Source organism: Pseudomonas caspiana (assembly GCF_002158995.1).
In the GTDB taxonomy this organism is placed as follows: Bacteria; Pseudomonadota; Gammaproteobacteria; order Pseudomonadales; family Pseudomonadaceae; genus Aquipseudomonas; species Aquipseudomonas caspiana.
In genome coordinates, this window is sequence record NZ_LOHF01000001.1 from 354,018 (window position 1) to 374,461 (window position 20,444).

Sequence of the window (20,444 nt, forward strand, 5' to 3'; positions counted from 1 at the left end):
TCACACCCATTCTGGAAGGTGTTTTTGCACTAACTTTGCGCTGGTTAAGCGCTGGTTATGTACTAGCTTGCACTAGAGCCCAACGTATTAATTAATTAGCAGTAACACAGCACATAAACACAAGTCGCTGTACATCTTTTGGAGTTTTCGACGTGGGTGGCAGCCAGTCTATTGACGTCAGAAAATAAATTTTAAATTCTCCTCAACTTATACGAAATCTCCGCCGATAGGTGTAACAAGGTGTGTAAAGGCTAAGTCGCTACCGGTTCGTCATGGATTCGAGTAGGTCGCCTTGTCACAGTTAGAGCATGGAGCGCTATTGCTGTTACTCCAACGAGATTTCGTCTATGTCTATAAGAAACATGAATATCGCTCCCCGGGCGTTTCTTGGTTTTGCGTTCATTGCTCTCTTGGTTATAGCGCTGGGGTTCTTCGCGTTAAACCGCATGAGCTTGATTCGCCAAGCCACGGTGGACATGGAGACCAATACGTTGCCCAGTATTACGCTGATAGGCAACGTCAATGAATCCGTGCTCCGCCTGAGAGTGTTTTCACTGCGCATACTGGTCAATCGCGAGCCGGAAATGCTACAGGAGAGTGATCAGCGGATTGCGGAGATCGTCAGTGAATTACAGACTGCGAAGTCTGCTTACAGTGCATTGCCAGCCGAGGCTGAAGAAAGGGCTACTTTTCAACAGTTTGACGCAACATTAGGTCAGTATCTGGGGTTGCTTAATCAGGCGGTGCAACTGTCGCGTGATAATAAGGTTGAAGAAACTCGTGCCATGATCAACACCAGCATGAGACAAACTTCCGACTTGATGACCAAGCAACTCAAGGACCTCGTTAATATCAACAGGGCCAGTGCTATTGCTGGATCCAAGTTGGCCGGCCAGCAGTATGACGGCGCCACGGTTGCTATTATTGCTGTTGCCGTTATTGCTTCGTTAATGACGGTATTACTGGCCTGGTTACTGACGCGCAGTATTGTGGCGCCTTTGTCTCGAGCCGTGAGTGCTGCCCAGGAGATCGCTGCGGGCAACCTGACCAAACATATTGAAGTGGATGGCAAGGACGAACCGGCACGCTTGCTTGAAGCACTGGTCATCATGCAGCAGAACCTTCGTAAAACTATCGAGTTGATCTCAGGATCGGCCACGCAACTGGCCTCCGCAGCTGAAGAGTTGAGCGCTGTCACTGAAGAGTCGTCGCGTGGATTGCAACAACAGAACGACGAAATTGAACAGGCTGCCACCGCGGTAAATGAAATGACGGCGGCTGTGGAGGAGGTTGCCCGTAACGCGGTTTCGACATCCCAGGCTTCTGAGCAGTCCACCGACACCGCACGTCAGGGCCGAGACAAAGTCGTGCAGACTGTACAAGCGATTCAGAACATGACTCAAGACGTACAAACCACCTCGATTCTGGTCGAAGGCCTGGCGGAGCAGGGCCGGGACATCGGCAAGGTGCTGGATGTCATTCGTTCGATCGCCGAACAAACCAACCTCCTGGCATTGAACGCGGCTATCGAAGCGGCGAGGGCTGGAGAAGCAGGTCGTGGTTTTGCTGTAGTCGCTGATGAAGTACGGGCTTTGGCACACCGCACTGCGCAATCGACACGCGAGATTGAACAGATGGTCGCTGGCATTCAGAGTGGAACCGGTAATGCCGTTCAGTCGATGGCATTGAACACTAGCCGCACGCAAACCACTCTGGAACTGGCCCGCGCTGCCGGAGATGCTCTTGAGCAAATCACCGAAGCCATTTCGCAAATCAATGAGCGCAACCTGGTGATTGCCAGCGCCTCTGAAGAACAGGCTCAGGTTTCTCGTGAAGTGGATCGCAATCTGGTCAACATCCGCGACCTGGCCACTCAATCAGCTGCGGGTGCTAATCAGACCAGTGCCGCCAGTCATGAGCTGTCGAGACTGGCAGTGGACCTGAACGGCATGGTGGCGCGTTTTGTAATTTGATGAAAGATAGCCCGGGTCGCGGGTACTGCGCTGTCGCACTGCCAACATAGGCCTGTAGGAACTAACTTGTTGGCGAGACGTAGGGCCTGCTAGCCAGGAATTACGCATCGCCGACAAGTTGCATTGTGTATGACAGGTGCGGTGCCGGGCATCCTTGGCACCGCGCTTTCGCGTTAATGCACCGATATCAGTGGACAGGGCTTAAGGGCTGGGCGAGGGCGGACGTACGCCGTTCGCTGATGCGCTCCACGGTTTCCATATGCTCCGTTCCCCACACGCAGAGCGCTCCCAGCGCTGTGGCCAGTGACTGCCCGAAAGGTGTCAGCGAATATTCGACCTTCGGCGGTATCTCCTGATAGTCGATGCGGGCAACGATTTCATCGCGCTCCAACTCCTTGAGCTGCTGGATCAGGACCTTATCGGTTACGCCACCAATCGCACGTTTCAATTCGCCATAGCGGTGAACATTCCGCGTCAGATTATAAAGAACCAGCGGCTTCCATTTGCCGCCAAGCACCGCGAGGGCTGCTTCGAGCCCGCATTTAAATGTGTTGTTCGCCATTATTGTGGTCGCTCCGCTGGTACTTACCAAAAGGTGCATACTATTCAAATAAATAGCGTCGATCTACAGTAAGTCCTCACATTCTGAGGGCTCCATCATGAGCAGGCTCAACGGGAAAGTAGCAGTAATTACTGGCGGCAATAGTGGTATCGGCCTTGCCAGCGCAATTCGTTTCGCAGAGGAGGGTGCACAGGTCGTCATCGTGGGTCGACGGCAGGAGCAGCTGGATACGGCGTTGCAACTGATCGGCCATAACGCGATAGCGATTCAGGCTGACATATCGAATCTGAACGACCTCGATCGCGTCTACGCCGAGGTCAAAACTAACTTGGGCCGGATTGACGTACTGTTCGCAAACGCGGGGTTAGGCGATTTCGAGCCACTTGGATCGATCACCGAGGAATCGTTTGATCGCACGTTTGGCATCAACGTCAAAGGCACGCTGTTTACTGTGCAGAAGGCGTTGCCGCTGATGAGCGCAGGCGGCTCGGTCATCCTGACCGGTTCGACAACAGGAACCATGGGCACACCGGCATTCAGCGTTTACAGCGCAACCAAGGCTGCACTCCGTAATTTCGCCAGAAGCTGGGCGCTGGACCTTAAAGGTACGGGGATTCGCGTCAACGTGATTTCGCCTGGACCGATTTCTACACCGGGACTCGATCTGGCATTGGCGCCCACTGGCCAGGCAGAGGCCATTGTTGACGGCATGATTGCGCAGTTGCCGGTTGGCCGTATCGGGCAGCCCGAAGACGTTGCCGCAGCAGCTGTGTTCCTGGCGTCCGATGAGAGCAGTTTCATGACCGGTAGCGAAATGTTCGTGGATGGGGGATTTGCTCAGGTTTGAGCTGAGCAGAGGTTCTGCCAATTGAATCTGGCTGGATAACGACCCACCAGCTCAAACGCTCACTTTGGTGGCGGTACCGGGCATCTCATCCAGCCAGATAATTCGCGGTGCGCAGGCACATTTTTTGGGCTACTCGACGACGGTCTGGGTCAGAGCTGTGGCATCCGCGTGAAAAAAATTACTTTTCTAGATGTTTCAGATTGACATTGAGATGTTGCGCTCGCTATAAAGCAGATGTTGTACGACGACAGACGAATTGTCGTCGACCAAAGCTAAAAATAAAAACAGAGTGTCGTCCATCATGAACCCAGATCGCTTGAATATCTCGCTGATTGCCGTCGTTGCAGGTTCAGGTTTTATTGCACGCCCACGGGCGCAATCAAGCCCGGCGCTGCCGAACCCTCAGAACACCCGATAACCTCAGTTTTAAATCCGACTCCAGCCATCAGGCGTGGAGGGCGTACACCTGCGCTCTCGAAATGTTGTCGAGAGAACCATCAGCATAATCCAATAATAAAGTGATGCTATGAACGTTAATGAAGCGGTACACGCGCAAAGCGTTAGCCACGCCATAGGCAAATATCGATGGACGATCTGCGCGCTGTTGTTCTTTGCGACGACGGTCAACTATCTGGATCGTCAGGTTCTTAGCCTATTGGCGCCGGGCCTTTCAACCCAGTTTGGCTGGAGCAATACGGACTACGCCAACATCGCCTCGGTCTTCCAGTTCGTCTATGCGATTTCCATGCTTTTCGCGGGTCGCTTCGTCGACAAGATCGGCACCAAAGCAGCCTTCATGGTCGCAATCGGTGTGTGGTCGACAGGTGCGGTCATGCATGCCTTTGCAGTGCCGCTGGGTGAGGGAATAGCCTCTATATCCGGCGCGTTGGGCCTCGCTGTTATTCCGGTATCCATTGCAGGGTTCATGCTGGCACGTGCAGTACTGGCGATTGGTGAGTCGGGTAACTTCCCGATTGCGATCAAGGCCACAGCTGAATACTTCCCGAAAAAAGAGCGCTCTTTCGCGACGGGTATTTTCAACTCGGGTGCCAACGTGGGCGCGATTCTGGCGCCGATTTCTGTTCCGCTGATCGCGGCTGCGTGGGGCTGGGAGGCAGCATTCATAGTTATCGGGATGCTGGGCTTCGTCTGGCTCGGTGCATGGATTTTCCTGTATGAAAAGCCGGAGAATCAGACCCGACTGACGCCTGAGGAATTGGCGTACATCCGCAGTGATGTGGTTGTGCCCGCAGACGCCCGTACCGCGGTGGATACAGGCAAAAAAGTGTCGTGGTTCAAATTGCTGACCTACCGTCAAACCTGGGCGTTTGCTTTCGGCAAGTTCATGACTGACGGTGTGTGGTGGTTCTTTCTGTTCTGGTTGCCGACTTACCTTGGCGCCCAGTACGGCATGAAAGGTCAGGCAATTGTTTTACCGCTGGCCGTGCTCTACAGCATGACCATGGTGGGCAGTATCGGAGGAGGCTGGTTCCCCAGCTATTTCATGTCACGCGGGGATAAACCTTACGACGGTCGCATGAAAGCCATGTTCGTGATCGCGCTTTTCCCGCTGCTCGTGCTGCTGGCGCAGCCGTTGGGCTATATCAGTTTCTGGATACCCGTCTTGCTGATAGGTATCGGGGCATCAGCGCACCAGGCTTGGTCATGCAATATCTTCACCACGGTGTCCGACATGTTTCCCCAGAAATCCATTGCCTCGGTGGTCGGTATCGGTGGCATGGCGGGTGGATTGGGTGGCGTCGTCATGACCAAGGTCGGCGGATGGGTTTTTGATTACTACAAAGCCGTCAACGATATTCACACCGGCTACATGATCATGTTTTCCATCTGTGCACTGGCTTATCTGGTGGCCTGGAGTGTGATGAAGGCATTGGTACCGCGACACAAAGAGATCACTGATTTGTAAACCTTCGACACAAGCAGGACATGGCGTGCGGTCGATAGTCTTTGAGAGATTGCCATCGAAGAACTGCGACCGCGTGCTTTCATCATTTAGCACGCCGACCAGGGCCGACCAGGCAGGTTGGATCGCGATTGGCTGGCATCAGGTTTTCAGCTGTGGCCCTCCTTTAAAAATGGCCAAACGCTGAAGCCCGCGCAATCCGGGGCTCTCAGCGATTTTGACTTCTAAAGATGGCTGAAAACTCACCCGCCAAAGTGGATATAGCCATTTCCAAAAGAAAACCCCATCACCTAGTAAAACGAAGGTTCAACCGGACGCAGCTTGTTAAAACATTCGTCGCTTCGTCGTCAAGTCATTGATTTGATGTTGCTTTTTTTAAAAGTTAGGCCGTCTGTGTCTGGTAGATTCGAGCATTTATTGAAGTTTAGGATCGACCCATTTTCGGACGCCACGAGTGTCCGCTCGCCCAAGAGTGAGACAGGCGTTTTGATGTGATATCCGGAGGACGCAGTGGAGAAAAAACCGGCAGTATGAAGGCGAGCTTGATAACGGGAGTCATTTAAATGCCCTCCGTTTAGGAGATTTGCGCCGGAGGTTAATCGGCACCATGGTAAACCCGTTATGGCGGGGTTGAGCTCAAGCTAGGCTTGCCTAATGGCAGGTGTACAGCGGTTCTTGACCGTTCCATGGAGCTAAAAAATGGAGATTAGAGCCCCGTTCAGAGCTCGATACAGGAAATCCAATATATAGCTAAAATCCAATTATTCGTAGGATGGCTGGAATTCAGTGGCGGTAATCGCGATCACTGTCATTTTTCTGTCGCGCTTAGCTAATGAAAAAATGTGTAGCTTTTGGGTAAACACATGCAGTGTGGTTAAAGCACGCAGTTAAGCTGATTTAGTTTCACGTCAACTACCATTGTACATGAGTGAAATCGAACGAAATTCGATTAACACGATAATTGATATCCACTTTTGAAAAATTATAAACACTAACAAAGAAAAATAATTGGTCAGCATATTCAAGGGGAAATATCAGCTGGCTTGTTTTTTGCTCAAGAGATTCAATCAATTATTTGTTAAATCGTAAGTGCAGAGCGACGGTTCTATGGCGGTTGCCAGGAGGGGCATTTTTAGAGGTAAGCTTTTGTGGATTTTTTAAACAACACCAAGGTCGAATCCATATGCTCCAACCCATCGTCGAAGGAAGCTTGGTTAGCTTTGAAGAGAAGGTATATCGAGTCGTTGAATGTGCGACTGACGGTACTGTGACTCTCCAGAGCCTCGAAACCCCACACACGTTTGACGTGCTTTTCACGCAGGTGACACTGGTCGAGACCGATCAGGCCAAACATGACCTGTACAATGACCGTCGCTTGGTGTGGATGGAGCAAACCGATGTTAACCCAAAGGAGTTGGCAATTGCTTCTGAGCGCGCTACGAATATCAATGACTACTTGAACGGTAAGATCTCTCGGCCACAACTGGTTGAAAAGTTCGGGTCGTCCGAGACGACTGCAAGGCGGCTACTGAAAAGGTATGACCCGGAACTTGGTGCCGTATCTTTGATTAGGAATGTCCGAGGACGGAAGAAGAACTCCAGATTGCTTTCCGATATCCAAGAAAAGATAATAGAGAAGGCAATAACCAAGCGCCTCAAAGATAAAACAAAAAGGCTGGAAAATTTCACGGCTCTTTGGGAGTATGTTGATTCTCTCTGCCATGTCACGGGTGTGAAGACCCCTAGCGTCAATGCGGTGAAATCTCGCCTCGATTCTTTTGGGGTAAAAGCAGTCTATTCATTAAAGCACGGCAGGGAGGCCATGCTGCAGAAATTTGAATTGAAGCCAGGGATGATTGATGTTGATACCATACTGACGATGGTACAAATTGATCACACGCGTGTAGATATAATCATCGTCGATGCTCAAGGAAGAGCACTTATGCGACCCTGGCTCACCGTTGTGATTGACCTTAAAAGTCGCGTCCTCTTGGGTTACTATCTCGCGCTCCACCCACCCAGTGCGCTAAGTGTAGCGATGGCCATGCTATCAGCGTGCTTCCCGAAGCAAGAATTCCCTATAACACTAGGGGGCGGTTTAAACACCCGGCACAGGTTTTGGGGAACGCCTAAAGCATTAGGGATGGACAATGCTGCCGAATTTACGAGTCCAGAGCTTGAAGCGACGCTTCAGTACTACAAAATCGAACCCCTGTTGCGCCCCATTGGGAAGAAACACTACGGAGGTCACGTCGAACGAATCATCGGTACCCTGATGGGTAAGGTACATCTTCTGCCTGGTACAACATACTCTAATGTATTAGCAAAAGGGGACTACGACGCGGCGAAGCACTCTGGTATGACTTTTTCAGCATTCTGTGAGTGGTTTGCGGGCGAGGTGGCTGTCTACCACGGACGGTCGCACGAGGGGTTGAACAGGCTCGCTCCATTTGAGGTCTGGGATGCAGAGATGGCGAAAAAGGGCCCAGACTATGTTCCCCCCATGGCAGGCAACTTCAAAACGTTCGCCTTCGATTTTTTCCCTAGTATCATCAGAACCGTACAGCCTAAAGGTGTAGAGTTTAGTAGGGCATTCTATTCCTCCGACATATTGCGGAGATATGTAGGTAAGCGGCTTTCCTTTAAATATAATCCATTAAATTTGTCGAAAATATGGTTGCGACACGAAGGGCGATATCATGAGGTTCCCTATTCTGACCTTACGAGAACTCATTTCTCTCTGAGTGAATACTGGGCTCTTGGGCGACGCCGTGATCGGCGACCAGGTACGTTAGTTGATGAGAGTCTGCATGAAGTTCGCTTAAAAAATTATGAGGTGATTGACGTCTCTGTATCTGAGACCAAACGTATTCGCCAAGAGGTCGCCAAGAAATCGACTACCGCTGAAACAATGTCGGTTCTATCATACGGCGCAGAGCAGCACTTACTTTCGGGGCCTTGTAAAGAGCCCAGCGCAGATCAAACTCGTAAAAAATTGTCGTGGGGGGACTGATTATGGATGGCGAACATTTGCATGAGAGTCGGCGTTATGCATTGGCTTTGTCAGATGAAGAGCGGTGCCAGATTATCCGGCAAGATATTAAGGTTGACACTGAGCATTTACTAACCGTTTCTAATATCGTGAATAACATGCTTAGCATAGTCCGAGGCAGCATGGAGGCTCCGTGTCTTGTGGTTTCAGCCGCATCTAATCACGGCAAAACCACCATTTGCAACGCGGTAAGAGGTATGAACGAACCATGGCGCCATAAAATTAGGTATGTGACGTTTGTCAAGGATACTGAAAAGACGAAGCCAATGGTTAAGCTTCTTACGGCTTTAGGCATGGATCCTGGCAGAGCCGGAATTCCAATTTCCATGGTGGCAGAATACTGCATTGCCAACGATATTCGTGGCGTGTTTATGGACGAGTTTCACGATGCTATCAAAGGCTTGCCGAAGGGTGAGCAAGACACATTTCTCTCCCTCCTACGTGGTTTGTGCGGCCCGCCGGCCTACCTGAGCTTCTTTGCATTCGGAATCGAGGAGGCACTGAACGCACTCGCTTTGGATGCCCAATATGTCCGAAGGTTTGAGCTTTATGAGCTAACTCCATGGGCTAGGACGGATGCAGAATTCCTGAATTTTTTGGATACTTGGGAAGAAATCATGCCTCTTGCCCAGCGGTCACATCTTTCATCTAAGCCTATCGCCGATTTTATTTATTCCAACACCGCTGGTGTGATCGGCAATATTTGTAGCACTCTCCGTGCCGCTGCCTGCTTGGGCGTAATTTGGGGGGATGAGAAGATTACGCTTGAAAGTCTTCAAGCTGCAAAGCAGTCTAAATGGAACACCCGCATACGCCGGCCGGGTTTTACTGAATGAAATATCTCTCGTGCCCTAAGCAGTTTCAAGCCAAACAGGCATTGGAATATAGTTTGGTTCGGAATAAGTTTACTGTTCTAGGTGGTGATTCTAGGACTGGAAAAACCACGATTGCGAGGAAGTCTATCGTAGAACAGGACAGAACGAAATATTTTTCCGTTTACGTACCCGGTGCGTTCACTAAGTTATACAGTGATATTTATGCATCTTTCGCTTCGGCGTTGAAGCTGCCACTGAATAGTCATTTTTTTAAGTTTCGGTGGATAGAGGACGCCCTTGAGGATATGATTTGTGGCCGGGAGTTTCGGCTCGTGTTCGACGATGCCGGCATCCACTTCGGTGGGGGTGCAGTGCAGTTTAAAGCCTCCATGAGGCTGATGGAGCAGGTCATGGACAGATTTCCAAGTACAAAAGTATTATTTGTTGCCAATTTGGGTATTTTGGACAAAGCACTTAAGGGTGTTGGTGGTGATCAGATCTGTTACATAAATATTGGAGTCTGGCAGGATGATCAGAAATACAGGGACTTCATGATACAAACAGGAGTTTCCTGTGGCTTTAAGCGCTTTCAGCTCGCTAACGATGATTTTGCCAAGGAGCTATTGGTGAGATCGCATGGGGCCAGTGGAGCTATCATTCATATTTTACAAACATTGGCTAGGAATCCTGGCCTTAAGTCTTGCTCGCTCCTGTCCCGCGATTGCTTGCGTCACATCTGGAAGTTTTAGGAAAGTGAGGCGCTAGATTGTTTGACGATTTTTCATCAGGCACACCTCCACGCTTCCTTGTCGGGGAGACACTATATTCATGGGTGGTCAGAGGCCTAGTTCAAAATAAACTACGCAGCCCCCATCTGTTTCGTGCGGAAATTAATCTGGCGTTTAACGTCGATGACACTCGGTATGCTGGAACAATACAATCCTGGCCTCTGCCAGCATATGCAGATGTTGAATTTGATAGCGGTTCAAAACTTGGCGCATTGATATCGTCACTTTACGGCTTAGATGAGAAGGTGCTTTTTAGCTTTTTCTCTGCGAGTCAACCTAATTTGATCAATATCCACTTTCGGCATGCATACTGTTCTGCTTGTATAGTCCAAAGCATGGCCGATTATGGATTTCCTGTTTGGCGTAAAGACTGGTGCTATACAACAAATTCTTATTGTGTTGAGCATAAAAAGCTTTTTTCAAAGGTTAGATATCTTCAATCACCTGATAGGCGAATATGGGATGCTTATATTCATTCAGCGCGTGAGCGCAAGATGGAGGATTCGTTATTTGACCGACGACTAGCCGGGATCATATTACGTGTTCAGAAGTGGATTAATGCGTTGGATGTGGAACACCCTTTTACGAAAGGGGTTCAGGCTCTTTACGGAGTTTTGCTTGCAAAGCGGACATCTTTTGCAGCGGGTGGGATAGCAGCCGCTGGATTCCATCAAGCGCAGCCGCCACTACTCAAGGAGAATCTCAATCTCGATCAACGTATTGAACTAGGATTAAATGATAGTGAACCATCGCAGCGGATGGGGGCTTTGCTTTTGATTGGATGGCTTATCGGTATAGTATGTTCGTCTGAGATTGATTATTTGAGTAGATTCGACTATAAAATACGTAGAACGCTGCCGTCGAGACCCGAACAATTTGCGCGGTTATTAATTTCAACTTTGGAGATGGATGAGGTGTCAGCCGTGCGCCACAAGCTATCCACGCTACATTATACTCCATTTAATAGGGTGTCTATTTTCTTAACCTCGTTGAATGCATCTACATCCAGTCCTTTAAACGCAGCGAAGAGAAAGCGCTAGTTTTATTGGTAGTCGATAAAACGTTTACAAAGGCCAATGACGGTATTACGGAGAAAGCTATGCGGTTGAAAAAAAGTGGTGTTGTCGTCCCCTTGGTTGTTGGCGTCGTGATCAGCTTTACGTTTCTCATAATCCAAGGTCGTGTATTTGATGTCATCGCTTGGAACTACAACGTCTGTCACGCGCTATTTGGATTTACCTTCCCGTTCTTCATGAGCTATTTCTCGTTCGAGCGTTCGGACATCAAGCGACTTGCCTTGACCCAGACGGTTGCTCGATTTTCGGCCACGCGCTGGTTTTTCTGGCCATTGGCGTTGATCCGCGCCATGGGACGCTCGATCGCACGTGACTTCCGTGAGGGTGTGAGTTGGAAACCTTTCGTTGGGGTCTGCTTCATCTTGGCAGCCTCGATGGCTAACGAGATGTGGATCGACCCCATTACTAACGGCATCCCATTTAGTCAGGCGTATGGGAATTTTGTTGCCGATGTGGTCGGCATGTTGGCGTTTCTGGCCGTTACCTATCCGTTCAGCCGCCGCCAGGCGCGACTACGAGCGTTGCATCTCGCTTGAGTTGCCCCTTGTTCTAACGCGTTCAAGAAAGCAGGGAAGGGCATGGCAAGGGGTTATTTGCGTGCCCTTTCGGGTCGGCTGTTGTTAACGAATCTTAGCCGTCTGTGGCCGCCTTGGCCTGATGACTTCTATCCTCGCACCTGCGCGCTCCGCTTCAGGAGCGGGCATCGCCCAAAAACTCTCAAGCACATACTGGAGAGGTCAGACAACGGCCGGGGCGGCTCGTGGGCGGGTAGTCCTAAAGTGAATTGGGGGAGGCCAATGGCCTCGATGAGTTTCTCGCTGCGGGCAGTGAGGCCATCCTGCATTGAATGCATGGCCGGTAGCCATTACTCTGGCTTGATCCGCACAGGAAATGGGTTCGGATGACTTAGGACGTTTGTACGCCAGAACCCGCGCGAAATAATTCAATAGGGATGACCCCATGGCAAAGCTAACCATCACAGTAGAGGCAGATAAGGCCTCTGGTATCTCTAGCCTGCTTGAGTTGGCACTGGCGGAGTTGAAACACAACAGTCACGGGCTCGTTGACTACGACAAGAGTATGGCTGGTCATCAGGCAGGAACTATGGGTAGCTATGATGTGCAGTACGAAGCCCCAGAGCGAGATCGAAGCTGGTTTGGTTCGAGGGACAGCTTCGCTTCCAGCACTGCCGACGAGCCACGAACGCCCAAAACCGTGCCTGGATATGAGCACCCAGAGGGTTGGTTTGAGGACTCGATCCTGCTGATCGATGATCCTGCTCAACCTACGTTGAAAGAAGGTCAGCTGTTGAGCTACATGCGAGAAGTTCGTGGGCATCACATCTACGTCTTGCTCACAGACCAGGGTGTGACCACTGTCCCGCGCGAGCACCTCCAGCTTAAGCATCCCCGCGAGAACGTTCAAAACGCATAGATTCCAGAATTCAAAGGCAAAAGGCGGGCGGGGTAGGTGATGGTGAAAACTGAAAGGAAATACATCTTGGAGCGATCACTCCTGCAGCGCGGGGACATCATTCTCACCGCTGAGAGCGAGGTCGTGAGTAAAGGAGTGCGCCTTTCAACCCTCTCCAAGTACTCCCATGCCGCCTTGTGGATAGGCGGAACATTGATCGAGGCAGTCAGACCCGGGGTGTTCTCGAAAAGTGTCCAACGGCTCATTTTCGACAAACCCAGCCACTGTGCGGTCTACAGGAGTAGGGTGCCGCTAAGCGACGAGCAACTGGACGTCATATGTCGTTATGCCCGGTCGCAGGTAGGGACTTTGTATGCCTTGGACGAAGCCATGATGGTCGCGCCCCGACGCCTAATGAAGATGGAATCCACCAAGCGGCAATTCTGTTCGAGGCTGGTGGCATTGGCTTATGCGCAGATTGAGTACGACTTCATTAATTTGAAATCGCCACATTACTGCACGCCCCAAAAGCTCGCTCGTTGTAGCGCGTTTGAGCAAGTCAAAGGGCTGGTTCGACCAGCCGACGCGGGCGAGATTGCTTTTGCCCAGAGCTTTGATCCTATCAACAAAAATGCGGTTGATACGTTTGAGTGGCTTGGGCTAGTCAGGAGTCTGGTGGAGTCAGATTCAGCGCTTAGGGGCAGCTTTGATATACAGTCAATTAGTGATGTGAATGGCTTGTTGTTAGCCCACCCCGAGCTTGATGGCGTCATCGTCGAGATGCTTCATCAGAACGATTACCTCACGTTCTATGACCATGATGCTCAGGCGAACCCTCATCGCTACGATGCAGCTTTATTTGCCGAAAGGCTCGGCATGGCGTTGGATCGTGAGGATTTCATCGCACAAGAACTCCAGAAAGAGTACACCCTCATCTCTCACCAGTCTGAAAACGTATGGGTATGCATCAATAATTTTTACCTGTCCCACCTAGGATTCACGCTGGAGCATCTGCTCCTCTATCGAAACATCCTGGGCGAGTCATGGAAAACGCTTTCCACTCTCGCCGTAGTTTGCGAAGTCGTGGGTATGAACGAGTGGACAGACGAGGCTCGCCAGCTCATGCATAGCATTCGGAGTTCCATGGATTCGGCGGATGAGGTTTTTGCCAAACAGTCGCAATAAGCCTTCACAATGCTCTCCGCGAGCGCCGGTTTCATCTCCGCGCACATCAAGGCGGGAGCTGACCAGCCAGATAGCTCAGCACGTCCGAATTTCCCGCTCACTCATCCTTCGCAGAGGTAGGGGGGAGGGGGTATAGCGCTTGGTCTGCAGCGAATGCCTTAAGTGTCCCCGGGCGTAATCCACGGTTGGGTTGTTAAAGAGATTTTAGAAGTCGCTCGAATGTCTGATGCTCCCAGGTCGACATGAGCTCAACGGGGTCTGTACCAAATCGCTGGCTGCTGTCGAAACTCCACCGGCGACTGTCAGGAGCGATGCACGTTTCAACGTAATCAAGTGAATCACAATCGTTGTAAATCGACAGTCGCCAACCATCGACCTCCACCTCAAAATGGCTCGCGTAGACCTCGTCCCAGGTCTGACGGCCGATTCGCGTCATGACCCGCGTGCCCAAGGCGACATCCTTCAGGATCTGATACACCTCTCGCACTGGAAGAGTGTTTGCTGGTACTGGGTCGATGAGGGTATCTACCCATCCTTTGTCTGAAAGCGAATCGCTGCCCATGCCTTCCACCTGCTCCAATAGCGTCCGTTTTTGAGATTACCATCCCACCGTCGTGGTATCACTGAATCAGGTGCAATGGAAGGCGCTGAGGGCAATCCTCAGTAGTTGTCAGGCGTTGTTCTCTTCAGTGCCTAAAGCGCAGGAAAGGCCAATCAATACTGCATGACGTTCGAAGTCCGAACCGGGGAGCTACTGTTCCAAGTACGTTACGGTTTGGGTTTGAAGGCGAGCTTGGGCCTCAGGAAGGCATGTACGCATTATCGGGTCGGGCCCGCAGGGGATGTTTAAGGTGCGTCCTGGGCGGTTGAGCCCACGCGGACAAGCTTAGGTGGCCATATTGGTTTGGGGGGCGGCAACCTAGCTTTCGGCAAGAGATTTCCTCGCGTGCCCTTAGCGGGCCGGCTGTCGTGAACCAAGCTTGGCCATACGGGCTTCCATCCTCACGCCTGTGCGCTCCGCTTGCCGGGTGAGCGCAACGAAAGCCTATCCTCCGAGTAGGGCGATGTACGCTTCACCATGACCTCCATTCGTTTTGGCGACTAGGGAAAGGCACAGGTTGATCAGGAGGATGAGGGGTTTCCGAGGCTGGAGGCGGATCTTCGCGATCGCACAGCTTTGGGATGGAGTGCTGTGTCCAGGGCTGACGTGCGCAGCCGCCGCGCCCTGACTACCAGGGACTGTGTATCAGTCAGCCCTAAAGCGATTCATGCTGTCGCGCAGTTTGCTGATCGACCGCTGCAATTGAATGAACTCCTCATCCGCCAGTCCTGTTGCCTCAGTGATGCTGAGTTCAGGGCAGGCTTCGCGTAATGATCGCCCTTGGCTGGTGAGGCTGACGAGAACACTCCGCTCATCCTCTAAGTCTCGTCGACGTGTCACATAGCCGGCCACTTCCAGCTTTTTCAGGATAGGCGTGAGTGTGTTCGATTCCAGAAATAGTCTTTCACCTAGCGCGCTGACAGTCAGTGCGTCGTGCTCCCAGAGAGCGACGATCGTTATGTACTGGGTATATGTCAGACCGAGTTTATCCAACACGGGCTTGTAGATTTTTCCGAACGCCAGGTTGGTGGAGTACACCGAAAAACAAAGAAAATCGGAGAGGCTTTGGACAGGTGGGCCGGCCTTTTTCTTTGCTTTCATGTGAATCCTCTCGATGTGAAGTGATCGATTTGCTAACCGATACTGTACACCGCATGCGATCTAATCGGAAGCGTTGCTCCTTGCGCAGGAAGGGAGGCGCTTTGACCAAGGCTACCCCATCGCTCGACACAGTCTCTCCAGCTGGCCTTACCTGCTATGCAACTAAATCGTGAGGCATAGGTCAGCGCGGCCTTTTCGGATAAGCCTCCTAGGAGATATCTCAAAGGAAGATCCTAAAACTGTCCTTGACACATCGACAGGGATAAATCAGATTTAAATCGCATGCGATTCAAGCGCATGAGATGAAAAAGTCCGATAATCCAATCCATTAGAGGTATGTCTATGATCCATCTGACTGAGTCCAAACGTAATTTTGAAAGCACTGAACACCCTGGTGTCAGCTTCCTCAGCATCTGGGGCGAGAACGGCGATGGTTCGGATATCGTTAAATTCTCAGCTGGCGCTCGTTTCCCACGGCACGATCATGAAGGCCGAGAGGAAATTCTCATGCTCTCGGGCCGTATCCGGTTCGGTGATCTGGTGTTGTCGGCGGGGGATTATCTGAAGCTCGGGCCTGGCGAAGAGCATGATGCCGTGGCATTGGAGGATTCGACGTTCTTCCTCTCCCATCAAGGCGGTTCGTTAATCCTTGAGTAGGGATTTTCATGTGGGAAGGAGGCAAATCGTGACGGAGAAGTGACCTTGCAAGGCAGATACACCGCATGAGATAACATCTTATGCGATGTACCTGCATGGTTCCATTAGTGCGGTTTTGTTCGGAGCAATCGCCTTTTCCCATTGCGAATGCCAGGCCGCTCGGCATGAGATCGTTAAGGGCAGCAGTGGTTTGGCGACCGTAGACGGAGATCATCCTCAAGATTTGCTGCCGGAGCCGGTTGCGGAGTTTGGATCTTCGCTATTCTGACCTGGCAGGACGTGTGTGAAGTGCGCGCTTTTGGCGGCCCCTGAGCCCTTGCCGCCCCAGTCGTAGAGGAGATTTCGATGAATGTTCGCGAGATGATTGAACTACTGTCCGCATTCGACCCGACTGTCGAGTACGATGGTCAGTACCAAAAAGTCAAAGCTGTGCAAGCTCAGGTGATGTTGACTGACGGTGCATCCTGGGGCGATTACCAAGGCGCCGAAGCACTCAAAGTTAATCCGCTATACCCAGCGTCTGAAGAGGAGCAAGAGCTGAATGTTGCCAGCCCTCGGGAGGTAGTCGTCGCCATCTGGGGAAGCCTTCCTCCCAGTGGTTTAGGCGTGGATCCCAAGCGCAAAGGGTAGTGGTAGCGATATCGCCACCAGCGGGCTAGGTCGAGCCCCTGGCATCGTCGAGTTTCAATTTGGGGGATGTTGCGAGTCTGATAACGAGTACGCCCCGTACCCGAAGGTCTCATCAATCAATCTTCTATGCGATGCCAATGCCGTCGAACACTTGACTCAGCCATGTTCAGGCGTCTCGCGATCTCTGCTTGGGTGTGGCCGGCCTCCTTTAACTCATGGACAGCCTCCCGCGCTTTGGCGGCGCTCGACACGCGTGGGTGGGGGTGGTTCTGAGGTGCGCTTTCGATGACCTGGTCAATGAGTCCCTGCTGGACGAGCTCTTCTTTAGCCAGGGCCAGGACTTCGGCGGGAGTCAATTGCGAATGAGCCGAATACACAAGCGTCATGAATGCTACAGGATGCATTTCGAGGGCTTTGCAGAGGTCGTGCAGAGTGTCGGTGCTGACTGATGTACCTGCAGATTCGAGCAAGCTGATGTGGGACTGGGTGACGCTGGCACCGAAGGCTGATTGAGACATCCCACGAGCGCGACGGAGCAGCTGCAGCGCTGACGCAAGAGCTGTGCGTAAAGACATTTTCCCCATCCGTTCAAAACGAAAGGGTATGCCGCGTTTGCCTAACGCCATTCAAACCTATATATTCATTTCAACTGGCGGATGCGGATGATTTTTGTGGCGGACACTCCGCTGATCACGTTGCGATGGGGCGTGATTCGTGGGGGCTAGCTGATGAGAGTCGGCTCACGCAATCAATATAGCCCTAAACCGAGGATAGCCAGGAACGCTTCGTCAAGCTGCCTGGCGAGAGGGGGAGAGGCCGCTTGATTCACAGCAAACCTGTTTGATAAAGGCAGTTATCCAAATTGCTATCGGGCTGGCCCACCTCAAATTGATTGAATGACATGTCCTGGGCACCGAGCGTCCCCGGACTCTTAAACAAGTGAGCCCAGCGCACGGCCTGTGCTGCGGAGACATTGATGAAAGTATTGATTTACTCAGATTTGCATAACGAATTTGATCGTTTTTCTCCTCCACCAGTGGATGTCGACTTGGTGGTGCTGGCGGGCGATATTGATGTGTTGGCCAGAGGTGTCGGCTGGGCGAACGAGACGTTCAAATCTGAGGTGATCTACTGCGGTGGCAACCATGAATATTACAAAGGCCACATTGACCGCACATTCGAAAAAATGAAAGCGGCTGCCGCCAGCCACGTGCACGTCCTTGAGAATGAAGTCTTTATAGCCGGCGATGTCCGGTTCCTCGTGGCGACTGCGTGGACTGACTTTGCGAGCACCGGGGACGTAGTCGCCGCGTCGAATGTTTGCGCGCGTGACATGAACGATTTTCGACAGATACGCGCAGGTAGCGGATATCGACGTTTGAGGCCCGTGGACATTATTGAGAGAAATCACGCGACGAAAGCATTTTTCACCCAAGAGCTCGCAAAGCCTTTTGACGGCAAAACCGTAGTCGTAAGTCATCACTGCCCGCTGCGTGAAGCGGCAGGGGACGAATACGATGGGCACATCAGCGCGGCTTACTACAACAATTGGCACAGCTTGGTTGATCAGGCGGATGCTTGGATTTTTGGACACACCCACAAATCGATCGACGCGGCCTTCGGAAATTGTCGAGTGATCTCCAATCCGAGAGGCTACCCGGGTGAAGAAACCGGGTTCGAGCCCACAAAAATTTTGGAGGTTTGATGTGTCCAAATTTGGCGAAAAGGTCGTGCAGGAAGCTGGCTCAATACCTCCAGCTGTTGTTGCGGCGAGTAACGAGCAATGGGGTGTGGCGATTGACGCCTATCTGGTCGATGCTGTCCGAGTGGGAAACCGCTTCGCAGCCACCGCGTACTTTGACCTTTCAGGCTGTATTGACGATGGGTCAACGGTCGCCACGCCACCGGTGAGAGCCGTTGAGCGTCGAGAGAGCTTTGTTCTGCTCCAGACATTATGCGGGAGCGATTATTACGTTATCGCCGCGAGTAGGTCGGACGGGACGGAAGTGTGAGCTATCGAGATGAGGTGCCGAGCCCTGTGATAGAAGCCACCCAGGTCAAGTTTGAGCTACCGATCACCGCGATTCTTTACCTGCCAGAGATCGAGGGATTCAGCTTGGTCGGTAACATTTTCAATGACTCGCTCGGGCAGTTCGCGGACTGGCGACTCATTCGCACGTCCACTGTCGTCGAGTTTTCTGAATGTTCGGGTTACACCATCGCTTCGACATTTTCGGGGAGTCGTTACGCACTCGTCTCGGCGACGGGAGCTGACGTTCAGACGCTTTTGGGAGGCAGCCTCTTTGTAGTTAGCAGTGATTGATGAAGCCAGTAGCTCATAGGCTTTGGGACAGGCTGTAAAACGTTGAGAGGTCTGATTACGCCCTATCGAATCCATAAAAACACGGACGAGGGGGGCATGGCTGCACTGTTCAGTAGTGAGGCCGTTGCCTACCTCTGGCCACGACTTCAGCACAGAAACGCGATCCCGGCCAACCTAGGAGATGTTGCTTCATGCAGGACTTTGACTTCAGGCAAATGATCGGCCCTAGCGAAGTGATGTGCGGTGCTCAGCTTGGGCTGGAGGAAGCGATTGCGGTCACGGAGGAGCGCTTTCCCGGTATCAGTTTTTGCATCTTGGACGAGTGGGTATGGGTGGACTTCGATGCGCCTGATCTTGTAATCGATGAGCTGGCTACGCAGGGGAAGAAGCCAACAATGCTGCTCGCTTTTCGGGTGCTATTCGATAGCACAACCAATGACATTTCTCACTGGTTCCGGTCGACGCCGCTGATGCAATTCTCGGACGGCATGTTTTTTCTAACTGGGAGCAAGCTGTATGTGCTCCTAGGCAATGGCCGAAAGACATCGATGTCTCTTTCGACTCTGGTACGGATGTTTTGAATGACTAGCTGCGGCCGGCCATACATTGATGCCTCGCTAACGCAAAGCGCGGGCATGGGTATGACGTTGAGACAGCAGATTAAGTGGAGACTTTTCCAATGACCAGCCCAGCGGTTGATGGCGTTATTTTCGACGCGTTCGGGACTGTACTGCGCATTACCCAGCGGACAAATCCATATCGTGAGCTGCTTCGAGAAGGACGTCGTCAAGGCTTGATGCTGGCGTCTGACAGCATCCGAATTGCGATGACGACGAACCATTCGTTCGATGAAATTGCTTCGCACCTGGGCGTTGTCCTGTCTCGTAGCAAGCGCCTAGAACTCGATAGCGCATTGAATCGTGAGCTCGCGTCAATCCAGGCATTCCCCGATGCCAAAGCGGCTATCAAGCTTCTCCAACAGGCAGGCGTGAAAGTCGGGCTTTGTTCAAATCTTGCCCCTCCTTACGGCCCTGTTGTCCGAGACCTCTTTCCGCAACTCGACGGTTACGCTTACAGTTTTGAGCTTGGTGTAATGAAGCCAGACCCAGCCATCTACCATTCGATTTGCAACCAAATTGGGGTGGAGCCCGGGCACCTTTTCAGCGGCGGACGGGGGCGCGTGTGGATGATCGGAGACTCGCCGAGTTGCGATAGAGACGGCCCGCGAGCAGTGGGCATTCTGGGTCATCACCTAGATCGCACGGGGCGTGGTCAGTTTCGGGATCTCGAACACTTTGCGCGGCTGGTGATTGAGCGCAGGTGAGCGGCGCGATACGACTTTCTAGATCAAAGCGAACCCATTTTCAGCAGGCCTGCGGCAATCTTGGTTGGGCACGCAAACGTGCGACCAGTTACGAGTGGCGGTCTTCAACCCAAATCAGCCACTAACTGCCTCCATCGTCCGTATGGCTGGGCTGGAAGGTCAGGTGATAGGCA

20 protein-coding genes are annotated in these 20,444 nt (G+C 51.9%); 16 read left to right on the plus strand and 4 right to left on the minus strand.

Features of this window, described 5'->3' with window-relative positions; translation table 11 throughout:
* Positions 1 to 347 precede the first annotated feature (347 nt).
* Positions 348 to 1,973 (plus strand): methyl-accepting chemotaxis protein, encoded by a 1,626-nt coding sequence (locus AUC60_RS01545; RefSeq protein ID WP_087264298.1) that lies wholly within the window; start codon positions 348 to 350, stop codon positions 1,971 to 1,973.
* Between the two features lie 187 nt (positions 1,974 to 2,160).
* Here the strand turns inward: AUC60_RS01545 and AUC60_RS01550 are convergent, their stop codons facing one another.
* Positions 2,161 to 2,535: a winged helix-turn-helix transcriptional regulator gene (locus AUC60_RS01550; protein WP_087264299.1), complete on the minus strand. Its 375-nt coding sequence runs from the start codon at positions 2,533 to 2,535 to the stop codon at positions 2,161 to 2,163.
* Between the two features lie 97 nt (positions 2,536 to 2,632).
* Between AUC60_RS01550 and AUC60_RS01555 the strand changes: the two genes are divergently transcribed.
* From AUC60_RS01555 to AUC60_RS01595, 9 genes are all read left to right on the plus strand, one after another.
* Positions 2,633 to 3,382 (plus strand): SDR family NAD(P)-dependent oxidoreductase, encoded by a 750-nt coding sequence (locus AUC60_RS01555; RefSeq protein ID WP_087264301.1) that lies wholly within the window; start codon positions 2,633 to 2,635, stop codon positions 3,380 to 3,382.
* Between the two features lie 526 nt (positions 3,383 to 3,908).
* Positions 3,909 to 5,309 (plus strand): MFS transporter, encoded by a 1,401-nt coding sequence (locus AUC60_RS01560; protein ID WP_087264303.1) that lies wholly within the window; start codon positions 3,909 to 3,911, stop codon positions 5,307 to 5,309.
* 1,180 nt (positions 5,310 to 6,489) lie between these two features.
* A complete protein-coding gene (locus AUC60_RS01565; RefSeq protein WP_087264305.1) occupies positions 6,490 to 8,319 on the plus strand; it encodes a Mu transposase C-terminal domain-containing protein in 1,830 nt (609 codons plus the stop codon).
* 2 nt (positions 8,320 to 8,321) lie between these two features.
* Entirely contained in the window at positions 8,322 to 9,194 is an 873-nt protein-coding gene (locus tag AUC60_RS01570) for a TniB family NTP-binding protein (protein WP_087264491.1), read from the plus strand.
* Positions 9,191 to 9,922 (plus strand): P-loop NTPase family protein, encoded by a 732-nt coding sequence (locus tag AUC60_RS01575; RefSeq protein ID WP_087264307.1) that lies wholly within the window; start codon positions 9,191 to 9,193, stop codon positions 9,920 to 9,922. The genes AUC60_RS01570 and AUC60_RS01575 overlap by 4 nt, the downstream gene beginning before the upstream one ends.
* 17 nt (positions 9,923 to 9,939) lie before the next feature.
* A complete protein-coding gene (locus tag AUC60_RS27525; RefSeq protein WP_144443198.1) occupies positions 9,940 to 11,001 on the plus strand; it encodes a TniQ family protein in 1,062 nt (353 codons plus the stop codon).
* Between the two features lie 59 nt (positions 11,002 to 11,060).
* On the plus strand, positions 11,061 to 11,573 hold the full coding sequence (locus AUC60_RS01585) for a hypothetical protein (RefSeq protein ID WP_087264310.1): 513 nt from the start codon (positions 11,061 to 11,063) through the stop codon (positions 11,571 to 11,573).
* A gap of 424 nt (positions 11,574 to 11,997) precedes the next feature.
* A complete protein-coding gene (locus tag AUC60_RS01590; protein WP_238599493.1) occupies positions 11,998 to 12,471 on the plus strand; it encodes a hypothetical protein in 474 nt (157 codons plus the stop codon).
* A gap of 66 nt (positions 12,472 to 12,537) precedes the next feature.
* Positions 12,538 to 13,635, plus strand: coding sequence for a YiiX/YebB-like N1pC/P60 family cysteine hydrolase (locus AUC60_RS01595; RefSeq protein WP_158099088.1), 1,098 nt, complete (start codon positions 12,538 to 12,540; stop codon positions 13,633 to 13,635).
* 193 nt (positions 13,636 to 13,828) lie between these two features.
* Here the strand turns inward: AUC60_RS01595 and AUC60_RS01600 are convergent, their stop codons facing one another.
* Both AUC60_RS01600 and AUC60_RS01605 read right to left on the minus strand, forming a co-directional pair.
* On the minus strand, positions 13,829 to 14,197 hold the full coding sequence (locus tag AUC60_RS01600; RefSeq protein WP_238599494.1) for a DUF7693 family protein: 369 nt from the start codon (positions 14,195 to 14,197) through the stop codon (positions 13,829 to 13,831).
* Between the two features lie 684 nt (positions 14,198 to 14,881).
* Positions 14,882 to 15,337: a MarR family winged helix-turn-helix transcriptional regulator gene (locus AUC60_RS01605; protein ID WP_087264314.1), complete on the minus strand. Its 456-nt coding sequence runs from the start codon at positions 15,335 to 15,337 to the stop codon at positions 14,882 to 14,884.
* Positions 15,338 to 15,679: 342 nt separating this feature from the next.
* Here AUC60_RS01605 and AUC60_RS01610 point away from each other — a divergent pair, with 342 nt between their 5' ends.
* A complete protein-coding gene (locus AUC60_RS01610; protein ID WP_158099089.1) occupies positions 15,680 to 15,994 on the plus strand; it encodes a cupin domain-containing protein in 315 nt (104 codons plus the stop codon).
* Positions 15,995 to 16,339: 345 nt separating this feature from the next.
* Complete coding sequence (locus AUC60_RS01620) at positions 16,340 to 16,624, plus strand: hypothetical protein (RefSeq protein ID WP_087264319.1); 285 nt, start codon at positions 16,340 to 16,342, stop codon at positions 16,622 to 16,624.
* Between the two features lie 116 nt (positions 16,625 to 16,740).
* On the opposite strand, the gene AUC60_RS01625 is transcribed toward AUC60_RS01620, so the two are convergent.
* Complete coding sequence (locus AUC60_RS01625; RefSeq protein ID WP_144443200.1) at positions 16,741 to 17,199, minus strand: helix-turn-helix domain-containing protein; 459 nt, start codon at positions 17,197 to 17,199, stop codon at positions 16,741 to 16,743.
* A 401-nt stretch (positions 17,200 to 17,600) separates the two neighbouring features.
* On the opposite strand from AUC60_RS01625, the gene AUC60_RS01630 reads away from it, so the two are divergent.
* From AUC60_RS01630 to AUC60_RS01650, 4 genes are all read left to right on the plus strand, one after another.
* Positions 17,601 to 18,329 carry a metallophosphoesterase gene (locus AUC60_RS01630; RefSeq protein WP_087264323.1) on the plus strand — a complete coding sequence of 243 codons (729 nt, stop codon included), beginning with the start codon at positions 17,601 to 17,603 and terminating at the stop codon, positions 18,327 to 18,329.
* A gap of 333 nt (positions 18,330 to 18,662) precedes the next feature.
* Positions 18,663 to 18,947 carry a hypothetical protein gene (locus AUC60_RS01640; RefSeq protein ID WP_238599495.1) on the plus strand — a complete coding sequence of 95 codons (285 nt, stop codon included), beginning with the start codon at positions 18,663 to 18,665 and terminating at the stop codon, positions 18,945 to 18,947.
* Positions 18,948 to 19,138: 191 nt separating this feature from the next.
* The gene (locus AUC60_RS01645; RefSeq protein ID WP_087264327.1) at positions 19,139 to 19,528 is read left to right on the plus strand and encodes a DUF6957 family protein; all 390 of its coding nucleotides are present in this window, start codon (positions 19,139 to 19,141) and stop codon (positions 19,526 to 19,528) included.
* 98 nt (positions 19,529 to 19,626) lie between these two features.
* Positions 19,627 to 20,271, plus strand: coding sequence for an HAD family hydrolase (locus tag AUC60_RS01650; protein ID WP_087264328.1), 645 nt, complete (start codon positions 19,627 to 19,629; stop codon positions 20,269 to 20,271).
* Positions 20,272 to 20,444 lie beyond the last annotated feature (173 nt).

Bases quoted from the DNA above. Each gene is read 5' to 3' on its own strand.
- AUC60_RS01560 (WP_087264303.1), top strand. From the start codon at position 3,909: ATGAACGTTAATGAAGCGGTACACGCGCAAAGCGTTAGCCACGCCATA.
- AUC60_RS01630 (WP_087264323.1), top strand. From the start codon at position 17,601: ATGAAAGTATTGATTTACTCAGATTTGCATAACGAATTTGATCGTTTT.
- AUC60_RS01555 (WP_087264301.1), top strand. From the start codon at position 2,633: ATGAGCAGGCTCAACGGGAAAGTAGCAGTAATTACTGGCGGCAATAGT.
- AUC60_RS01585 (WP_087264310.1), top strand. From the start codon at position 11,061: ATGCGGTTGAAAAAAAGTGGTGTTGTCGTCCCCTTGGTTGTTGGCGTC.
- AUC60_RS01575 (WP_087264307.1), top strand. From the start codon at position 9,191: ATGAAATATCTCTCGTGCCCTAAGCAGTTTCAAGCCAAACAGGCATTG.
- AUC60_RS01600 (WP_238599494.1), bottom strand. From the start codon at position 14,197: ATGGGCAGCGATTCGCTTTCAGACAAAGGATGGGTAGATACCCTCATC.
- AUC60_RS01550 (WP_087264299.1), bottom strand. From the start codon at position 2,535: ATGGCGAACAACACATTTAAATGCGGGCTCGAAGCAGCCCTCGCGGTG.
- AUC60_RS01645 (WP_087264327.1), top strand. From the start codon at position 19,139: ATGCAGGACTTTGACTTCAGGCAAATGATCGGCCCTAGCGAAGTGATG.
- AUC60_RS01610 (WP_158099089.1), top strand. From the start codon at position 15,680: ATGATCCATCTGACTGAGTCCAAACGTAATTTTGAAAGCACTGAACAC.
- AUC60_RS01590 (WP_238599493.1), top strand. From the start codon at position 11,998: ATGGCAAAGCTAACCATCACAGTAGAGGCAGATAAGGCCTCTGGTATC.
- AUC60_RS01625 (WP_144443200.1), bottom strand. From the start codon at position 17,199: ATGTCTTTACGCACAGCTCTTGCGTCAGCGCTGCAGCTGCTCCGTCGC.
- AUC60_RS01570 (WP_087264491.1), top strand. From the start codon at position 8,322: ATGGATGGCGAACATTTGCATGAGAGTCGGCGTTATGCATTGGCTTTG.
- AUC60_RS01605 (WP_087264314.1), bottom strand. From the start codon at position 15,337: ATGAAAGCAAAGAAAAAGGCCGGCCCACCTGTCCAAAGCCTCTCCGAT.
- AUC60_RS01620 (WP_087264319.1), top strand. From the start codon at position 16,340: ATGAATGTTCGCGAGATGATTGAACTACTGTCCGCATTCGACCCGACT.
- AUC60_RS01650 (WP_087264328.1), top strand. From the start codon at position 19,627: ATGACCAGCCCAGCGGTTGATGGCGTTATTTTCGACGCGTTCGGGACT.
- AUC60_RS01545 (WP_087264298.1), top strand. From the start codon at position 348: ATGTCTATAAGAAACATGAATATCGCTCCCCGGGCGTTTCTTGGTTTT.
- AUC60_RS01565 (WP_087264305.1), top strand. From the start codon at position 6,490: ATGCTCCAACCCATCGTCGAAGGAAGCTTGGTTAGCTTTGAAGAGAAG.